The organism is Kitasatospora sp. NPDC051984, from assembly GCF_044593455.1.
GTDB lineage: Bacteria > Actinomycetota > Actinomycetes > Streptomycetales > Streptomycetaceae > Kitasatospora.
In genome coordinates, this window is the sequence record NZ_JBIUCB010000001.1 from 132,843 (window position 1) to 149,239 (window position 16,397).

The 16,397-nt window shown below is 73.3% G+C and carries 11 protein-coding genes; 8 read left to right on the forward strand and 3 right to left on the reverse strand.

Features of this window, described 5'->3' with window-relative positions; translation table 11 throughout:
- The first annotated feature begins 74 nt into the window (after positions 1–74).
- The 7 genes from ACIHEI_RS00645 (at position 75) to fxsT (ending at position 12,564) form a co-directional block, all read left to right on the forward strand.
- Entirely contained in the window at positions 75–506 is a 432-nt protein-coding gene (locus tag ACIHEI_RS00645) for a CU044_2847 family protein (RefSeq protein WP_396605138.1), read from the forward strand.
- A 22-nt stretch (positions 507–528) separates the two neighbouring features.
- Positions 529–2,586, forward strand: a complete 2,058-nt coding sequence (locus tag ACIHEI_RS00650; RefSeq protein ID WP_396605139.1) for a trypsin-like peptidase domain-containing protein — start codon at positions 529–531, stop codon at positions 2,584–2,586.
- Positions 2,583–3,581, forward strand: a complete 999-nt coding sequence (locus tag ACIHEI_RS00655) for an AAA family ATPase (protein ID WP_396605140.1) — start codon at positions 2,583–2,585, stop codon at positions 3,579–3,581. Before ACIHEI_RS00650 ends, ACIHEI_RS00655 begins: the two co-directional genes overlap by 4 nt.
- Positions 3,578–6,214, forward strand: a complete 2,637-nt coding sequence (locus ACIHEI_RS00660; protein WP_396605141.1) for an SAV_2336 N-terminal domain-related protein — start codon at positions 3,578–3,580, stop codon at positions 6,212–6,214. The genes ACIHEI_RS00655 and ACIHEI_RS00660 overlap by 4 nt, the downstream gene beginning before the upstream one ends.
- A gap of 74 nt (positions 6,215–6,288) precedes the next feature.
- Entirely contained in the window at positions 6,289–7,104 is an 816-nt protein-coding gene (locus ACIHEI_RS00665; RefSeq protein ID WP_396605142.1) for an aminoglycoside N(3)-acetyltransferase, read from the forward strand.
- A gap of 102 nt (positions 7,105–7,206) precedes the next feature.
- The gene (locus ACIHEI_RS00670; RefSeq protein ID WP_387638511.1) at positions 7,207–8,457 is read left to right on the forward strand and encodes a TIR-like protein FxsC; all 1,251 of its coding nucleotides are present in this window, start codon (positions 7,207–7,209) and stop codon (positions 8,455–8,457) included.
- A gap of 105 nt (positions 8,458–8,562) precedes the next feature.
- Positions 8,563–12,564 (forward strand): FxSxx-COOH system tetratricopeptide repeat protein, encoded by a 4,002-nt coding sequence (gene fxsT / locus ACIHEI_RS00675; RefSeq protein ID WP_396605143.1) that lies wholly within the window; start codon positions 8,563–8,565, stop codon positions 12,562–12,564.
- Positions 12,565–12,624: 60 nt separating this feature from the next.
- On the opposite strand, the gene ACIHEI_RS00680 is transcribed toward fxsT, so the two are convergent.
- The 3 genes from ACIHEI_RS00680 to ACIHEI_RS00690 form a co-directional block, all read right to left on the reverse strand.
- Positions 12,625–13,449: an alpha/beta fold hydrolase gene (locus tag ACIHEI_RS00680; RefSeq protein ID WP_396605483.1), complete on the reverse strand. Its 825-nt coding sequence runs from the start codon at positions 13,447–13,449 to the stop codon at positions 12,625–12,627.
- A gap of 65 nt (positions 13,450–13,514) precedes the next feature.
- The gene (locus tag ACIHEI_RS00685; protein WP_396605144.1) at positions 13,515–14,477 is read right to left on the reverse strand and encodes a DUF4231 domain-containing protein; all 963 of its coding nucleotides are present in this window, start codon (positions 14,475–14,477) and stop codon (positions 13,515–13,517) included.
- Positions 14,478–14,628: 151 nt separating this feature from the next.
- The gene (locus tag ACIHEI_RS00690; RefSeq protein WP_396605145.1) at positions 14,629–15,378 is read right to left on the reverse strand and encodes a sugar isomerase domain-containing protein; all 750 of its coding nucleotides are present in this window, start codon (positions 15,376–15,378) and stop codon (positions 14,629–14,631) included.
- A 206-nt stretch (positions 15,379–15,584) separates the two neighbouring features.
- On the opposite strand from ACIHEI_RS00690, the gene ACIHEI_RS00695 reads away from it, so the two are divergent.
- A complete protein-coding gene (locus tag ACIHEI_RS00695; protein ID WP_387638500.1) occupies positions 15,585–16,274 on the forward strand; it encodes a metal-dependent transcriptional regulator in 690 nt (229 codons plus the stop codon).
- Positions 16,275–16,397 lie beyond the last annotated feature (123 nt).

Sequence of the window (16,397 nt, forward strand, 5' to 3'; positions counted from 1 at the left end):
GAATGGCCGAAATGCTTTGCCCCAGTGGCCGGTTGGGGCGCGTGCGGCGCCCCTCCCGGTGCGAGAGTGGGGGCATGAGCGACTACACCGAAGTGACGCTGCCCGACGGTACGGCCGTGCTGCTGCAGGTGTTCGATCTGCGGCGGGCCGACCAGGAGTCCGGCGATCCCGACCTTCCCGACGGCAGCGGTGACGTGGTGCCGGTCGGCCGGGTGCGTGACGCGGCCCGGACCACGGGCGAGGCGCTGCGTGAAGCGTTGCAGCCGCTCGGCGGTGTGCTCGACCTGGTGCACGGCGCGGTGCGGTCCGCGATCAAGCCGCCGGACGAGGTCGAGGTCGAGTTCGGCGTGAAGCTCTCCAAGGACCTGCGGCTGGGGATCGTCTCGGCGGGTGGCGAGGCCGCGCTGAAGGTCCGGGCCAAGTGGCAGACCGGTCGGGCGGCGGAGATCCCAGCGCAGCCGGACGGGGAGACCGAGCAGGAAGCGGCGGCTGCGGCCGCACGCTGAAGCAGGAGCTGCGGGGGCGGTTTTGGGACGACAGACAGTTCGCCGGTGGTCGTCGGCCGGGGCCGACCCCGATGCGGCGGCCAAGGCCGCACACGTCGCCGTGTACCGGGAGGGCGACCCGCGCGCCTACGGCGGCGGCCTGCTGCTTCCCGACGGCCGGGTGCTGACCTGTGCCCATGTGGTCAACCAGGCGCTCGGGCGCGGTGGGCACGAGCAGGGGCGGCCCGCCGAACGCGAAGGCGCCGTGGACGGTCTGCTGCTCGCGCTGCCCGGCCTGGCCCCCGGCCGCAGGTTCCGGGCGGTGCTGGAGCACTGGCTGCCGGCAGGCCACGGATCCGGTGGGCCCGCCCGGGCCGGTGACCGCGAGTGGGCCGCGGACCTGGCGGTCCTGGTGCTGGTCGAACCGCCCCCGGCCGGCCCGGCCGTCGCGCCGCTGGGCCATCACCGCACCGGGCCGTCCGCGTTCGCCTGGTTCGGCAGCGGCAACGCCAGTACCGTCGCCGCCGTCACCGTCCAGGGCACCACCGAGCACTGGCTGGTGCTGGACACGCCCGACTCCGCGCAGCCCCTGGTCGAGGGGTACAGCGGCTCGCCGCTGTGGGACCGCGAACAGGGTCGGGTGGTCGGCCTGGTCGTCAGCCGCCGGGACAGCCGCGCGTTCGCCATCCCCACCCGGGCGATCGTCGAGCACCTGCCCTGGCTGTCCGTGCCCGATCCCTTCGTGCCCTCCTCCGAACAGGCCTGGCTGTGGGCGCGGTTGGTCGATGCGGTCGGCCGCGCCCTTCCCGACCCGGTTCTTCGGGGCGGCCCCGCGCGGCGGCTGGCCGGGGAGCTCGGCACCGTCCTGCCCGCCGGCGCCCCGCCGGTGCCCGAGTGGTTCGTGCGGACCGCGCTGGCCGCCGATCACGGCGTGGTCACCCTGATGGCGTTGCTCGCCGATCTCGCGCCCACCCCGGAGCAGCGCCGTGACCTGCAGACCGAGGCACTGTTCGCCGTCCCCGAGGAGTTGCTCACCGCCGTCGAGCACCGGGAACTGCTCGAACTGCTGGCGCACCACCCGGCCGGACCGGGGGGAGTGGTCGCGCGCGCACTGCCGCTGATCAGCGTGCCGGAGGACGTCGACTGGCCGACGCTGGTGCGCTTCCTCGAAGGGCACCGGCCGCGGCAGGGCAAGGTGCCCGGGCTGCTGCGCACCGTCGAGTTCGCCGCCCACGAGACGGTGGACGCCCACGCGGCCGCGGCGCTGCGGGCCTGGTCGGACGGGGTGGCGGAGCGGCTCGGGGTGGCCGCCGGTCTGGCCGAACACCGCGCCCAGGCCCGGGAGTCGGGGGCCGTGGACGGCGACGGGCCGCCGCTGGTGCAGGTCCAGCTGTGGCGGTCCGGCGGGGCCGATCGGTTCGGCTGGAGCTTCGAGGGCCGCTTTGCCGACGGCACCGTGTTCCACCGCAGCATTCAGGACGTCCCGGCCGGCCGGGAGGAACTGCTCGCCCGACTCGCCGAACTGCTGTCCCGGGCCGCCAGTCAGAGCCCGTCCGGGGTGCTGCCCCGAGTCGAATTCTTCGTCCCGCGCGACGAGTTGAACCTCGACATCGACCAGTGGGTGTACCGGCAGGACGAGCTGTTCCCGGCCGTTCTCGGCCAGGACTTCCTGGTCGTGCTGCGCTGCCCGGAACTGCGCCGGCCCGAGTACCTGCCGGAGCTGCGCTACCGGTGGCAGGCCAGGCGCAGTGCCGAGGTGCTCGTCCAGGAGCGCCGTGAGCCGGCCGTCCAGGAACGCGGCCGGCCCCGGCCGGTCGGCGGGGTGGCACTGTGCTGTCCGCCGGCCGAGACCGCGATGCTGCGGGCGATCGCGGCGGCCGTGGGAGTGCCCGGGATCGTCTGGCCGAGACCGACCGCCTCCCACCGTGATGTCGCACAACTGCGGGACTTGGCAGCCGGGTTGACGTCCGCACAACTGCCCAGGGCGGTGTACCGGGCGCGCGTCCGGTCCGGCGAGGACGGCATCGGCCGGCACCTGGCGCTGGTGTACGACGGCCCGGACGACATACCGGCCACGCTGACCCTCGCCGACCCCTCATGACCGAACGGCAGAACGCCTGGAAGGACACCCCGGTGACCGACGGAACGAGCAACTGGCAGCTGTACCGCGGGGACGGGGAACCGCACCCGGTGGAGCGGATGCCCGAGCCGCCTCCCTGGCGCAGGTTTCCCGCCCAGGGGGCCGAACGGCGGGCCCGCACCTACCGGATCACGCCCGACGAGGTGCGGATCGTCAACGCCGCGCTGCACCTGCGCAGGCCGCTGCTGGTCACCGGGCCGCCGGGCACCGGGAAGTCCTCGCTCGCCTACTCCATCGCCCACGAACTCGGCCTCGGCGAGCCGCTGCGCTGGGACATCAACAGCCGCACCGTGCTGGCCGACGGCCTGTACCGCTACGACGCGGTCGGCCGGCTGCGGGACGCCCGACTCGGCGGTGACCGCCCGCAGGAGGACGAGTCCGACATCGGCGGCTACCTGCAACTCGGCGCGCTGGGCACCGCGCTGGCCACCAGCAGGCCCGACCGGCCGCGGGTGCTGCTGGTCGACGAACTCGACAAGGGCGACATCGACCTGCCCAACGACCTGCTGGTGGTCTTCGAGGAGGGCGAGTTCCGGATCCCGGAGCTGGCCCGGCTCGGTGAGCGCCACCCGGAGGTCGCCGTCATGGTCGAAGGCGGCCGGGAACGGCACACCGTCCGACACGGCCTGGTCGCCTGCCCCGAGTTCCCGATCGTCGTACTCACCAGCAACGGCGAACGCGACTTCCCACCCGCCTTCCTGCGCCGCTGCCTGCGCCTGGACCTCAAGCCGCCGACCGGCGAGCAACTGCGGGACATCGTCCGGGCCCACCTCGGCGACGGCGGGGCCGACGTCGACACCCTGATCGACCGCTTCCTGACCCGCCGCGACACCGGGCAGGCCGTCCTCGCCACCGATCAGCTGCTGAACGCCGTCCACCTGCTGTCGGGAGTGGACCTGGACGACGCCCTGCTCGACGAAGTCCTGCGGTCGATCGACGGCGGGCAGTTGCCGTGACCGGAGCGCGGCCGCTGGAGCTGCTGCAGCAGGCGCTGGCCGCCGCCGGGGCGGACCTGACGGCCCGTGAACTCGCCGAGGCCGTCTGGCTCGCCGACCGGCTGCCGCCACGCCCCGCACCCACCGACGATCCGGATCCGGGCGGGCGGCCGGGCCCGCGCACCGACGGCCGCCCGCCCGGCACCGACCCCGGCGGCCACGCGCCGCCACCGCCGTCCTCCCAGGGCACGGACGTGTACGCGGCGGCAGGTGACGTCGCCGACGGCGCCGCCGCCCTGCCGGTGCTGGTGCCCGACGGCAGGGCGTTGCCCGCGGGGCCGGCGCTGGCCCGTTCGCTGCGGCCGCTGCGGCAGCGGATGCCGTCCCGCCGCGGGTTCGAGCTGGACGAGCGGGCCACCGCGGACCTGGCCGCCGACACCGGCATCCTCGACCCGGTGCTGCGGCCGCGCCCGGAACGCCGCTTCGAACTCGCCCTCGTCGTCGACGACGGCCTGTCGATGCACCTGTGGCAGGAACTCTCGTCCGAGCTGCGGACGCTCCTCGGGCGCTCCGGGGCGTTCCGGCGGATGCGCAGCTACGGCCTGGACAGCCGCCACCCCGACGGCCCGCGGCTGCGCGCCCGGCCGTTCGCGCCGGCCGCGCCCGTGGTGCCGTCCGGCGCGCTCTGCCCGGCGGACGGCCGCGGGCTGGTCCTGGTGCTCTCGGACACCGTGGGCGCGCACTGGCGCGGCGGCGGCATGGGCGGCCTGCTGGGCGGCTGGGCCCGGCGCTGCCCCACCGCCGTGCTGCAGCCGCTGCCGCAGCGGCTGTGGCCGGGCACCGGGCTGCGCACCGAACCGAAGACGCTGCGGGCGGGCGGCCGGCCCGGTGTCCCCAACTCGGCGTGGCAGGTGGCGGATCCGATCCTGCCGCCCGGCCTGGTGTCGTTCACCGGACTCCCGGTCCCGGTGCTGGAGTTGAGCGCCGCCGCCCTCGCCGAGTGGACCGGATTCCTGGTCGGCGGCGGCGAACTCACCGTGCGAGTGGCCGGAACCGCCGCCGAACGGCCCGGTGCCTTCACTCCGGCTCCCGCTGCTGCCGCAGTGGACATGCGGGCGCGGCTGGCGGCGTTCCGGGCGGCCGCCTCGCCGGAGGCCTTCGTGCTGGCCGGGCATCTGGCGGCGGTCCGGCCGCTGACGCTGCCGGTGATGCGGCTGGTCCAGCAGGCGGTGCTGCGCGGGCGGGGCAGCCCCGCGCACCTGGCCGAGGTGCTGCTCGGCGGCCTGGTGCGACGGGCACCGGCCGTCGGCCCCGAGACCGCGCTCCCGTCCCGGTACGACTTCCGGCCCGGGCTGCGCGAACTCCTGCTGGAGACCCTTCCGGCCCGGGCCGCGCTCGACACCGCCGCCATGGTCACGGGCCTGGTCCGCGGCGGTGACGGCGCCGGACGGTACGTGCCGGCCCTGCGCGCCGTGACGACCGGTACGGCGGCACTGCCCCCGGGGGCGACGGCCTTCGCCGAGGCCGACACCCCGCTGTTCCGGCACTTCGCACCGGCCGCCGCCGCCGGTGAACGGGTCCGGGACGTGCACCTCGGCGCGCTGGCGGCCCGCGACCCCGAGCTGACCGCGCTGGTCGTCGCGCTGCGGTGGCAGCAGGCGGTGGAACGCGGTGAGCAGGTGCTGGAGGAGCTGCTGGGCGCGCTGGGGCCGGATCATCCGGAGGTCCTCGGCGGGCGCTTCGACCTCGCCGGATGGATCGGCGAGGCGGGATCCCCGCAGACCGCGCTGCGGCTGTGCCGGGAACTGCTCGCCGAGTTCGGCACCCGGCTGGGCGACACCCACCCGCGCACCCTCACCCTGCGCGCCAGGATCGCGCACTGGAGCGGCCGGGCGGGCGACCCGGCCGCCGCGCTGGCCGGCTACCGGGCGCTGCTTCCCGACCAGGAGCGGGTCCTCGGCGAGGACCACCCCGAATGCCTGTACAGCCGCCACCAGAGCGCCTTCTGGCTGGGCATCTGCGGTGACCAGCAGGCCGCCCTGGAGGTCCATCTCGACCTGTTGCCCCGGCAGCGGCGGGTCTACGGGGAGGAACACCGGGAGACCTTGCGGACCCGGGCCAACATCGCGTCCTTCACCGGCCTGACCGGGCACGCGGACGAGTCCCTGGCGCTGTGGCAGGCGCTGCTGCCGGATCTGCGCCGGGCGCTCGGCCCGGACGACCCGCTGATACTGACCACCGAGGCGGAGGTCGCGTACTGGGGTTCGGTCAACGGAGACCTGGCCGGCGTGCTGCGCCTGGTCCCGCCGCTGATCCCGCGGCTGGCCGCGGTGTTCGGGCCGCACCACCCCACCCCGTACGGATTCCGCCAACGGGTGGCCCAGGCCACCGGTGAACTCGGCGATCCGGCCGGTGCGGTCGCCCTGTTGCGGGAGCTGCTGGCCGATCTCGGGCGCTGGCTGACGCCGGAGGACCCGGTGTTCCTCGGCGCCCGGGCCGATCACGCCTATTGGACGGCCCTGGCCGGTGACGTCGCCACGGGGCTGAGACAACTGCGCGACCTGCTGCCCGAACTGGAGGGGATCCTCGGAGCCGACCATCCGTACACTCGCCGGGTCGAAGAATCGATCGCCTATTTGCAGAACGTGAACTGACGTGCGATCACCAGTCGGACGGCGGAATTCCGGATACGTACCATGCCTTGCCGGCGACTATTGTGGGGCCGTCGATGAACGTCGCTCCGCTGGAGGACCTGTTGCACTCCGTGGCGGAGCTGACCGGCGACCTCCGCGCACTCGGCGTCGATGAGGGTGAGACGCTCCTGGTGCAGGCCGCCACCCGGTCCATCGGCCCGGTCGACGGCCGGTCCGCCGGAGTCGTGGCGGCGCTGCGCGAGGTGCTCGGCCCCGCCGGCACCCTGGTGGCGTACACGGCGACGCCGGAGAACTCCGAGACCTCCCAGCTGTACCGGGACGCCATCGCCCCGCTCGATCCGGCGGGAGTCCGGGCCCACCGGGCGACCATGCCGCCGTTCGACCGGGACGCCACTCCGGCCTCGCCCACCATGGGGCGGCTGTCCGAGGAGATCCGCACCACCGAGGGAGCGCTGCGCAGCGCGCACCCGCAGACCTCGTTCGCCGCCCTGGGGCCGCTCGCCGGGTGGCTGACCGAACGGCACGACCTGAACTCCCACCTCGGCGAGGGGTCGCCGGTGCAGCGGCTGCTGGAGGCCGACGGCCGGGTGCTGCTGGTCAATGTGCCGTGGACCTGCTGCACGGTGTTCCACCTGGCGGAGTACCGCCAGGACGCGCCGCCCCTGCAGCAGTACGGCTGCGTGATGGCCGGCGCAGGGGGCGCACGACAGTGGGTACGGTTCACCGCGCCCGCCGTTACCACCGCGCATTTCCTGGACGTCGCCGAAACTGTCCTGCGTGACAGCGGGAAGGTGGCCCGGGGGCGCCTCGGCCATGCGCCGTGCTTCCTGCTCCCGATCCGGGAAGCGGTTGATTTCGCCGATAAATGGCTGAGAAACAAGCAGGACTGACGATCCGTCGGCCAGAGGCCCTATTCCATTTCGGTGGCGGCTCTTCCTACACTTGAGTCCCTTTCGGGGAACAGGTGACAGGCGGGCTCGGGGGAGGCGCGTGTGAACAGCCCAGCGGGCCGGGGGAAGGAAGCACCGAGGCCGTACTTCTTCCTCAGCTACGCGCACACCCCGCGGGTGAACTCCAGAGGCGCCGCGGATCCGAACCTCTGGGTGGCGAAGCTCTACCAGGACCTGTGCGAGGCGATACTGCAGATCACCGACCTGCCGGCGGGGCATCCGATCGGGTTCATGGACCGGTCCATGCACCAGGGGCAGAAGTGGGCCGAGCGGCTGTCGCGGGAGCTCTCCAGCTGCCGGGTGTTCGTGCCGCTGTACTCGCCGCGCTACTTCAAGTCCGAGGCGTGCGGCCGGGAGTGGCACCTGTTCACCCGCCGGTCGGTGTACCAGCGCCGCCCGACGGCCGAGCGGATGACCGGGATAGTGCCGGCGCTGTGGGTGCCGATGGACCACTACCCGCTGCCCCGGGTGGCCGGCGAACTGCAGTTCAACCACGACAGTTTCGGCGACGACTACGCCGCCGAGGGCCTGTACGCGCTGATGAAGATCGCCGCGTTCAGCTCGCAGTACCACCAGGCGGTGTGGCGGCTAGCCCAGCGGATCGTCGACGTCGCCGAGCAGACCGTCATCCCGGCCGGCCAGGTCTTCGACTTCGAGTCCCAGCCGTCCGCGTTCGACCAGCCGGACGTCGCCGACAAGGTGCGGATCTCGGTGTTCTCCTACAACCAACCGGAGTTGCCGCCGCAGCGCAGCGGCGCCTGGTACGGCGAGCTGCGCACCGACTGGCAGCCGTTCCGGCCGGACTCCAGCCGGCCGCTCGCGCAGGACGCCGCGGACGTCGCCCGGAACATGGGATTCCAGCCCACCGTACGGGAGTTCGAGGAGGAGTCGGAGCAACTGCTGACCGGCGAACGCCCGTCCGCGCCGTGCGTGCTGCTGGTCGACCGGTGGGCGTTCCTGGACGTGCAGCGGGTCGAGGCGGTGCGCCGGCTGGACCGGCGCAACCTCGGCTCGGTGGCCATCATCGAACCCTGGAACCGCGAGGACCAGCAGAGTCGCGACCACGAACGGATGCTCAACGACATCGGCGACAGCGTGCTGGCCGTCAGCCGCGGCGCCCTGCAGAAGCCCAGCCTGCGCGACGACGCCGCGGCCGGCGCCCCCGGCAGCCTCGAGGAGTTCCGCGGCGAGATGGAACGCGCCGTCATGCGCGCCTGCACCGCCCATGAACAGCACCACCGCGACCGGCCGGACGACGGCCCCACGGACCGCAGACCCAGCATCGGACCCTAGGAGCTGGGAGCGGGTGACAGCAGGACGCCGGACGGTCGGAACTCCGTTCGGCGGTACGGCGTGCGGGAACACGACGGGCACCAAGGGCCCGGGGGAGGGAACGTCATGACCGAGAGGCCGGCGAAGGGCCCGCAGATCCAGGCGCGCCGTCGCGACGCCACCGTGGAGAACCGTCACGGACGGATCGTCACCTTCTACTCGTACAAGGGCGGCACCGGCCGCACCATGGCGCTGGCCAACACCGCCTGGATCATGGCCGCCAACGGCTACCGGGTGCTGGTCGTCGACTGGGACCTGGAAGCCCCCGGGCTGAGCCAGTTCTTCCGGCCGTTCCTCAACCCCGAGATCGTCGCCGCCACCACCGGCATCATGGACCTGTTCGCCGACTACATCGAAGAGGCCCGGCGCCCGGTCGACCGCGACCCCGACTGGATCGAGGACTTCGCCCGGATCCACCCGCACGCGCTCTCCCTCGCCTGGCCGCACTTCCCCGGCGGCGGCCGGATCGACCTCGTCCCGGCCGGCCAGCAGAACCGCGACTACTCCGTCACCCGCCTCGACTGGGACCTGCTCTACGAGCGCTACCAGGGCCGGCGGTTCATCCAGTCGCTGCGCGCCGACATGAAGCGCCGCTACGACTACGTGCTGATCGACAGCCGCACCGGCCTCACCGACACCGCCGACATCTGCACCGTCGAGATGCCCGACGACCTGGTGGTCTGCTTCACCCTCAGCGACCAGTCCATCGACGGAGCCTCCCGGATCGCCCGGGTCATCGAGGACCGCTACGGCGACCGCGACATCCGCATCCTGCCCGTCCCGATGCGCATCGACGAGGGCGAGAAGGAGAAGGCCGACGCCGGCCGGGCGCTCGCCCGGATCAAGTTCGGCGGACTGCCCGCCGGCTTCGGCGAACCCGACCTGGCCCGCTACTGGGCCGGCGTCGAGATCCCCTACCGGCCGTTCTACGCGTACGAGGAGATCCTCGCCCCGTTCGGCGACCAGCCCGGCCTGCCCGGATCCATGCTCGCCGCCAACGAACGACTCACCCGGGAGATCACCCAGGGCCGGGTCGCCGGACTCCCGCCGATGCCCGAGGACCTGCGGCTGCGCCACCTCGACGGCTTCGCCCGCCGCCGCCCCACCGCCCCCGCCGACCTGTACCTCAGCTACGTGCCCGAGGACCGCGCCTGGGCGGACTGGATCTCCGCGCTGCTCACCGACGCCGGCTACCGCGTCGTGCCCCGCGACCTCGGCGCCGGCGCCAACCCGCGCGAGGCCACCGGCCGCGGCATCGACTCCGCGTACCGCACCGTCGCCCTGCTGTCCGCCGCCTACCTGCAGTCCCCGCAGGCCCAGGCGCTGTGGGACCGGACCGTGCTCGCCGACCCGGCCGGCGCCCGCCGCCAGCTCATCCCCGTCCGGGTCTCCGACGTGCGCCTCAACGCGCCCTACAACAGCCGCAACCCGGTCGATCTGATCGGGCGCGACGAACAGGCCGCCGCCACCGTCCTGCTGCGCGCCCTCGGCCGCACCGAGACCGACCTGCCCGACCGCACCCCCGGGGCGCCCCGCTTCCCCGGCACCAAGCCCACCTACTGGGAAGTCCCGCAGCGCAACCACTCGTTCACCGGCCGGGTCAAGGTCCTCGACGACCTGCGGGCCCAACTCGCCGGCGGCACCACCGCCGTGCTGCCGCCGCCGCAGACCCTGTACGGCCTCGGCGGAGTCGGCAAGACCCAGGTCGCGCTGGAGTACGCGCACCGGTACATGTCGCACTACGACCTGGTGTGGTGGATCGACGCCGAGCAGAGCGAGAACGTGGTCGTCGACCTGGCGGAGCTGGCCGGCCGGCTCGGGCTGCGGGTCGGCGACAACGTGAACGAGGCCGCCCAGGCGGCCCGCGACGCGCTGCGGCAGGGGCTGCCCACGCCCAACTGGCTGCTGATCTTCGACAACGCCGACGAGCCGGGCGAGATCCGCCGGTTCTTCCCCGACGGCCCCGGCCACATCCTGGTCACCTCCCGCAACCAGGGCTGGTCCGGGCAGGCCGGCGTGCTCAACGTCGACGTGTTCGACCGGACCGAGTCCGTCGACCACCTCACCCGCCGGGTCCGCGGCCTGACCCGCGCCGACGCCGACCGGGTCGCCGAGGCCGTCGGCGACCTGCCGCTCGCCGTCGAGGTCGCCGCCGCCTGGCTGGAGACCACCCGCACCCCCGTCGAGACCTACGTCAACCAGCTCAAGGCCGAGGCCACCAAGGTGCTCGCGGCCGGCGAGACCCCCGTCGACTACCCCACCCCGGTCGGCCTGACCTGGAACGTCTCCATCACCCGGCTGCGCGAACAGTCGCCCGCCGCCGTCCGGCTGCTGGAACTGTGCGCCTTCTTCGCGCCCGAGCCGATCTCGCTCAAGCAGTTCTTCTTCTCCGAGCAGATGCGCCTCGCGCTCTACCCCTACGACGAGGAACTCACCGACACCTTCCTGCTCGGCAAGGTGCTGCGCGCCGTCAGCCGGTACGCCCTCGCCAAGACCGACGCCGGCTCCGACTCCTTCCAGGTCCACCGGCTGGTCCAGGCCGTCGTCCGCAGCGGCATGGACGAGAACGACCGCAACATCGCCATGCACCAGGTGCATCGCATCCTGGTCAACGCCCGCCCGCCCCGCGGTGACACCGACGACCCCGCCAACTGGCCCACCCTGGAAGCCATTTGGCCGCACCTCGCGCCGTCCAGGGCGCAGGACTGCGACGAACGCGAAGTCCGCGAACTGCTCATCGACCGCGTCCGCTACCTGTGGAAGCGCGTCGACCTCGACCAGGCCCTGCAGCTCGGCCGGCAGCTCGACGAGGCGTGGACCGCGCGCGCCCGGTCCGAACCCGACCCGATGGAACAGCGGCTGTGGCGCCGCCAGATCTACAGCCTCCGGCTGCAGGTCGCCAACGTGCTGCGCTCCCAGGGCTCGTACAACGAATCGCTCGCCCTGAACCAGGAGACCCTGAGCGGTCAGCGCGAACTCCTCGGCGAACACCACCCGTACGCGCTGATGACCGCCAACTCGATGGCCGCCGACCTGCGCTACCTCAACCGCTTCCAGGAAGCGCTGGTCCTCGACCAGGACACCTACAACCAGTTCGTCGAACTCTTCGGGGAGGACGACCCGCGCACCCTGTCGGTCGCCAACAACCTCGCCATCGACCACCGCCTGGTCGGCAACAGCGTCGCCGCCCGCGACCTCGACCAGGACACCGTCGAACGCCGCTCCGCCGTCCTCGGCCCGCTTCACCCCTACACCCTCGGCTCCAAGTCGAACCTGGCCCGCGACCTGCGGGAAATGGGCGACTACAAGGGATCCGTCGAGCTGCTGCGCGAGGTCACCGAGGCCTTCACCGACGTCGAAGCCCCGGGCCTGCCCGAGGAACTGCGCAACGCCAAGTCGCTCGCCGTCTCCCTGCGCCGGGCCGGCAGCTACGGGGAGGCCCGCGAACTCACCGAACGCACCTACGAGCGCTACGTCGCCCTCTACGGCCCCGACTTCGCGGAGGCGCTCGCCTGCCGGCTCAACCTCGCCGCCGACTTCAGCGCCGCCGGCGACAAGGAGACCGCCCGGGACATCGCCAACGACGCCTACGAGGGACACCGGCGCCTGCTCGGCGACGACCACCCGTTCACGTTCGCCTGCGAGAACAACCTGGCCATCTACCTGCGCGGGTCCGGTGACCTGGTCGGGGCGGTCAGGCACGGCCGCGCCGCCGTCGAAGGACTCACCCGGGTGCTCGACGAAGGCCACCCGTTCGTCCTCAACGCCGTGATCAACCTCGCGAACTCCCTCGCGGAGAAGAACGAGCTGGCGGAGGCGGAGGAACTCGCCAGGGCCGCGTACGACGGCCTTGCCGTCCGGTACGGGGCCAGCCACCCGGATGCCCTGGTCTGCCAGGTCAACCTCGCCATCACGCTCCGCTCGGCGGGGCGGCGCAGCGAGGCCGAGAGCCTGCGCATGCAGGCCATCGCCACGCTGGTCGAACTCTTCGGCGAGGAGCACCCGTCGGTGGTGTCCGCCCGCGCCTGGCAGCGCATCAACCGGGACCTGGAGCCGCAGCCGCTGTAGGCGGGGCCGGCGGCGGTAGGCCGGGGGCGGGCGGATTCGCCGCCCCCGGCCACCCACCGGTCAGCGCGGCCCGTGGGCCGCCCAGCGGATGGCGTCCGTCATCTCCTTCAGGGAGCCGAAGTGCGCCGCGCCGGGTTCCAGGTAGAGCTGGGCGGTGGCGATGTGGTCGGCGAGCCAGGAGGAGTGGCCGACCGGCGAGAACTTGTCGTCCGCGCCGTGCCAGATGCGGACCGGGACGCGGATGGTGTCGACGGCGAAGCCCCAGTTGGCGATGAAGGCGAGTACGTCGTCGATCCAGCCGTCGGCGCCGTAGCGGAAGGCTTGGCGGTAGGTGGACTGGAGCATGCGGCGGATGCCGATGTCGGCGACCACGGTGCGGTCGGGCGGGGTGAGTTCGGGGACCAGGTTGCGGATGAGCTGGGCGGGGTCGCGGCGGATCACCTGGGAGCGGACCTGGAACGGGCCGGCGATCCGGGGCTGGCCCAACTCGGCCTGGCGGTAGGCGCGTTCGTTGGACGGGGTCATGCCGTCGAACCAGTCGAGGCCGTCCGCGTCGCGGGGGGCGAGGGAGACCTGGGTGGCGGCCCGGACCACCCGGTCGGGGAGCAGGGCGGCGCAGGCGAGCGCGTGCGGGCCGCCGCCGGAGCGGCCGACGACGGCGAAGCGGTCGAGGCCGAGGGCGTCGGCGATGGTGGTGACGTCCTCGGCGGCGGCGCGGACCCGGCGGCCGGGCAGCCGGGTGGACTCGCCGTAGCCGGGGCGGTCGAAGGAGATCAGCCGGACCCGCATCCGGGCCAGGACGGCGCTGCGCGGGGCGGGGCCGACCCGGCTGCCGGGGGTGCCGTGGAGCAGGAACACCGGCCTGCCGGTGGGGTCTCCGGACATCTCGACCGCGAGGATGCCCCCGTCCGGTGTGTCGATCCTGCGGGTGGCCACGCGGCGCCTCCAGGTCAGGTGGGGATGTCCAGGCTGCGCACCTCGCGGCGCGCCTGCCAGGTGGTGTGTTCCCGGGAGATGGCGTCCTCGGCGTCCCGGGCGAGTCGCGCCCAGTTCTCCTCGGCGTCCGGGGCGGACAGGTCGACGGCCGCCAACTGGGCTTCGACCTTGGAGAGTTCGGCGGCGGCGAGGGTGTAGGCGGCAGCCTGCGGACGGTACTGGCGCAGCTGGGCCCAGGCCGAGATGGAGGCGGCGACGGCGGAGATCGCGCCGAGCGCGTCGAAGGTGAATTCGCCGAGGGCACGCAGGACGGCGAGGACCAGGCCGGCGGCGGGCAGCACGATGGCGAGCCGGCCGACCCGGCGGGTGGCGTTGCGGCACTGGATGGCCTTGGCCTGGTACCACTCGCGCTGGCTGTGCACCCGTTCACGCAGGTAGATCTCGCGGCGGACCGGCAGCGGCTGGTCGCGCAGCCGTTCCATGGTCTCGGTGATCTGCGGGTGCCGGGCCGGGGCGCGCCAGCTGCGCAGTTCCTCGGCGAGCCCCGGGGTGAGCCGTTCGGTGTCGAACTCGCCGAGGATGTCGGTGAGTTGCATGCCGTACAGGCGTTCGGCGTCGGGGAGTTTGCGAGGCGGCGGCCGGTAGGAGTCGGCGCGCACCGCGTACTTCCACACCAGGGTCTTGACCGATTCGGCGATCGCCCGGCCGTCGTACCAGAGCCGCTGCGGGTTCTGCCAGGCGACGGTGACGGCGATGAACAGCGCGCCGAGGTAGGCGACGGCGGCCAGCCAGGCGTACAGCGGGCCGTCGGCGGAGCCGGCGAAGGCCGCGCCGACCAGCAGCAGCAACTCCCAGCGGGACAGCGCCACCGCCCGGGCCTGACCTTGCAGGGACGCGCCGTCGGCGGCCCAGAACAGCCGCGGCAGCAGGTCCTGCTCCCGTACGAAGCCGATCGAACGCCCCGCTCCAGTTGCCATTTTTGCCCCCGCAGCGCCGTCTCACCGGTCTCGGGAGTCCTTCCCAGCGCCGGTCGAACTTACGCGACCGGTACCGGAGTTGGCCGAATGCGCGGGGTTGCGCCGGGGGCGCGGGGCGGTCAGCGGGAGGTCAGCGGAGGCCGCCCGGCGGTCACCAGGCGTAGAAGATGCGGTCCGCGTTGTCAGCGATCACCTTGTTGTTCCACTCGGTGCCGCCGTCCACGTTGCCGGAGCGGAACAGCGGCGGGGTGACGCCGCGGTCGGCGAGCTTGGCGGTGGCGGAGGCCATCACGGACTGCATCAGCGCGCTGGTGACGATGGTGGAGACCGAACCGAACGGGGCGCCCGCGCCGGGGTGGTCGAGTTCGCCGTCGCCGGGGGCGATCTTGCTGTCCAGCACCAGGTCGCAGTTGTCCTTGAGGTACGTGCCGGACGGGTGGTTGGAGCTCACCGCGGCCGGATACGCCAGCGAGGTCACGCCGATCACCCTCATGCCGCGGTCGCGGGCGTGCCGGGCGAGTTCGACCGGCATCACCTGGCGGCCGGACAGCGAGATCAGGAACAGCAGGTCGCCGCTGCGGGCGGGCGTGAGGTCGAGGGTGGTGGTGGCCAGCCCGGAGACCCGCTCCAGCGCGCTGCCGAGGTGTGCGGGCATCACGTTCACGCCGGTCATGCCGGGCACGTTGAGCAGGTTCATCACCACCAGGCCGCCGGCCCGGTAGACCACGTCCTGGGCGGCCAGCGAGGAGTGCCCGGCACCGAATGCGAAGATCCGGCGCCCGTGCTCGACGGCCTCGGCCAGCAGCTCGGCGGCGGCGTCGATGTTCTCGCCCTCCTCGGCGCGGATCCGCTCCAGGTGGGCCACGGCGGCATCCAGGTAACGGCCGACCAGTTCGGTCATCTCGTGCTCCGTCCGAGCGCGCGGGCGGTCCGGGGGGCCGGGCCGCATGGGGACAGCTACGGCGTGCACGGTGGCCCCTGCCGCGCCCGGCTGTCAACCGTCGCGCAGGGCGTCCGGCAGCCGGGCACAACGACGGAGCGCACCGGGTTGTCACCTTCGTACGTCAGAATTGGCGGTGAGGACACCGAAGAACGGAGCCAGGGGCGATGTCAGGGCTGATCGACACCACTGAGATGTACCTCCGCACCATCCTGGAGCTGGAGGAGGAAGGCATCACCCCGATGCGCGCCCGGATCGCCGAGCGGCTGGAGCAGTCCGGCCCGACGGTGAGCCAGACGGTGGGCCGGATGGAACGCGACGGCCTGCTCCAGGTCGCCGAGGACCGGCACCTCGAACTCACCGTGGAGGGCCGCCGGCTGGCGGTGCGGGTGATGCGCAAGCACCGCATCGCCGAGTGCCTGCTGGTGGACGTGATCGGCCTGGAGTGGGAGCAGGTCCACGAGGAGGCCTGCCGCTGGGAGCACGTGATGAGCGAGACGGTCGAGCGCAAGGTGCTCGCCATGCTCGGCCACCCCACCCAGTCCCCGTACGGCAACCCGATCCCGGGCCTGGACGAGCTCGGCGACACCAAGGCCGAGGGCGAGGGCTTCGACGCCGGGCTGGTGACGCTGGAGTCGGTGGCCGGCAAGGACGGCGCGGACGTGGTGGTGCGGCGGATCGGCGAGCCGATCCAGACCGACGGCGAACTGATGCGCACCCTGCGCCGCGCGGGCGTCCGCCCCGGCGCGACGGTGCGGGTCGCCCCGGCGGCCGGCGGCGTGCTGGTCGGCACCGGTGACGGCGCGGCCGAACTGGGCAAGGAGATCGCGGCGCACGTGTTCGTCGCGCAGCCGTAGCGGGAGGCGCTGCTGGGCCGGGCAGGCCCGGGGCCTCGGAACACGCGGGGGCCCGCGCTTCGGGGCACACGCTTCGGGGCACACGCTTCGGGGCCCGGTGTCCCCGCACCGGGCCCCGCCGCG

What these genes read in the sequence shown, in the direction of transcription:
- ACIHEI_RS00645 (WP_396605138.1), top strand. Translation starts at nt 75, where the DNA reads ATGAGCGACTACACCGAAGTGACGCTGCCCGACGGTACGGCCGTGCTG.
- ACIHEI_RS00655 (WP_396605140.1), top strand. Translation starts at nt 2,583, where the DNA reads ATGACCGAACGGCAGAACGCCTGGAAGGACACCCCGGTGACCGACGGA.
- ACIHEI_RS00665 (WP_396605142.1), top strand. Translation starts at nt 6,289, where the DNA reads ATGAACGTCGCTCCGCTGGAGGACCTGTTGCACTCCGTGGCGGAGCTG.
- fxsT (WP_396605143.1), top strand. Translation starts at nt 8,563, where the DNA reads ATGACCGAGAGGCCGGCGAAGGGCCCGCAGATCCAGGCGCGCCGTCGC.
- ACIHEI_RS00680 (WP_396605483.1), bottom strand. Translation starts at nt 13,449, where the DNA reads ATGTCCGGAGACCCCACCGGCAGGCCGGTGTTCCTGCTCCACGGCACC.
- ACIHEI_RS00685 (WP_396605144.1), bottom strand. Translation starts at nt 14,477, where the DNA reads ATGGCAACTGGAGCGGGGCGTTCGATCGGCTTCGTACGGGAGCAGGAC.
- ACIHEI_RS00690 (WP_396605145.1), bottom strand. Translation starts at nt 15,378, where the DNA reads ATGACCGAACTGGTCGGCCGTTACCTGGATGCCGCCGTGGCCCACCTG.
- ACIHEI_RS00695 (WP_387638500.1), top strand. Translation starts at nt 15,585, where the DNA reads ATGTCAGGGCTGATCGACACCACTGAGATGTACCTCCGCACCATCCTG.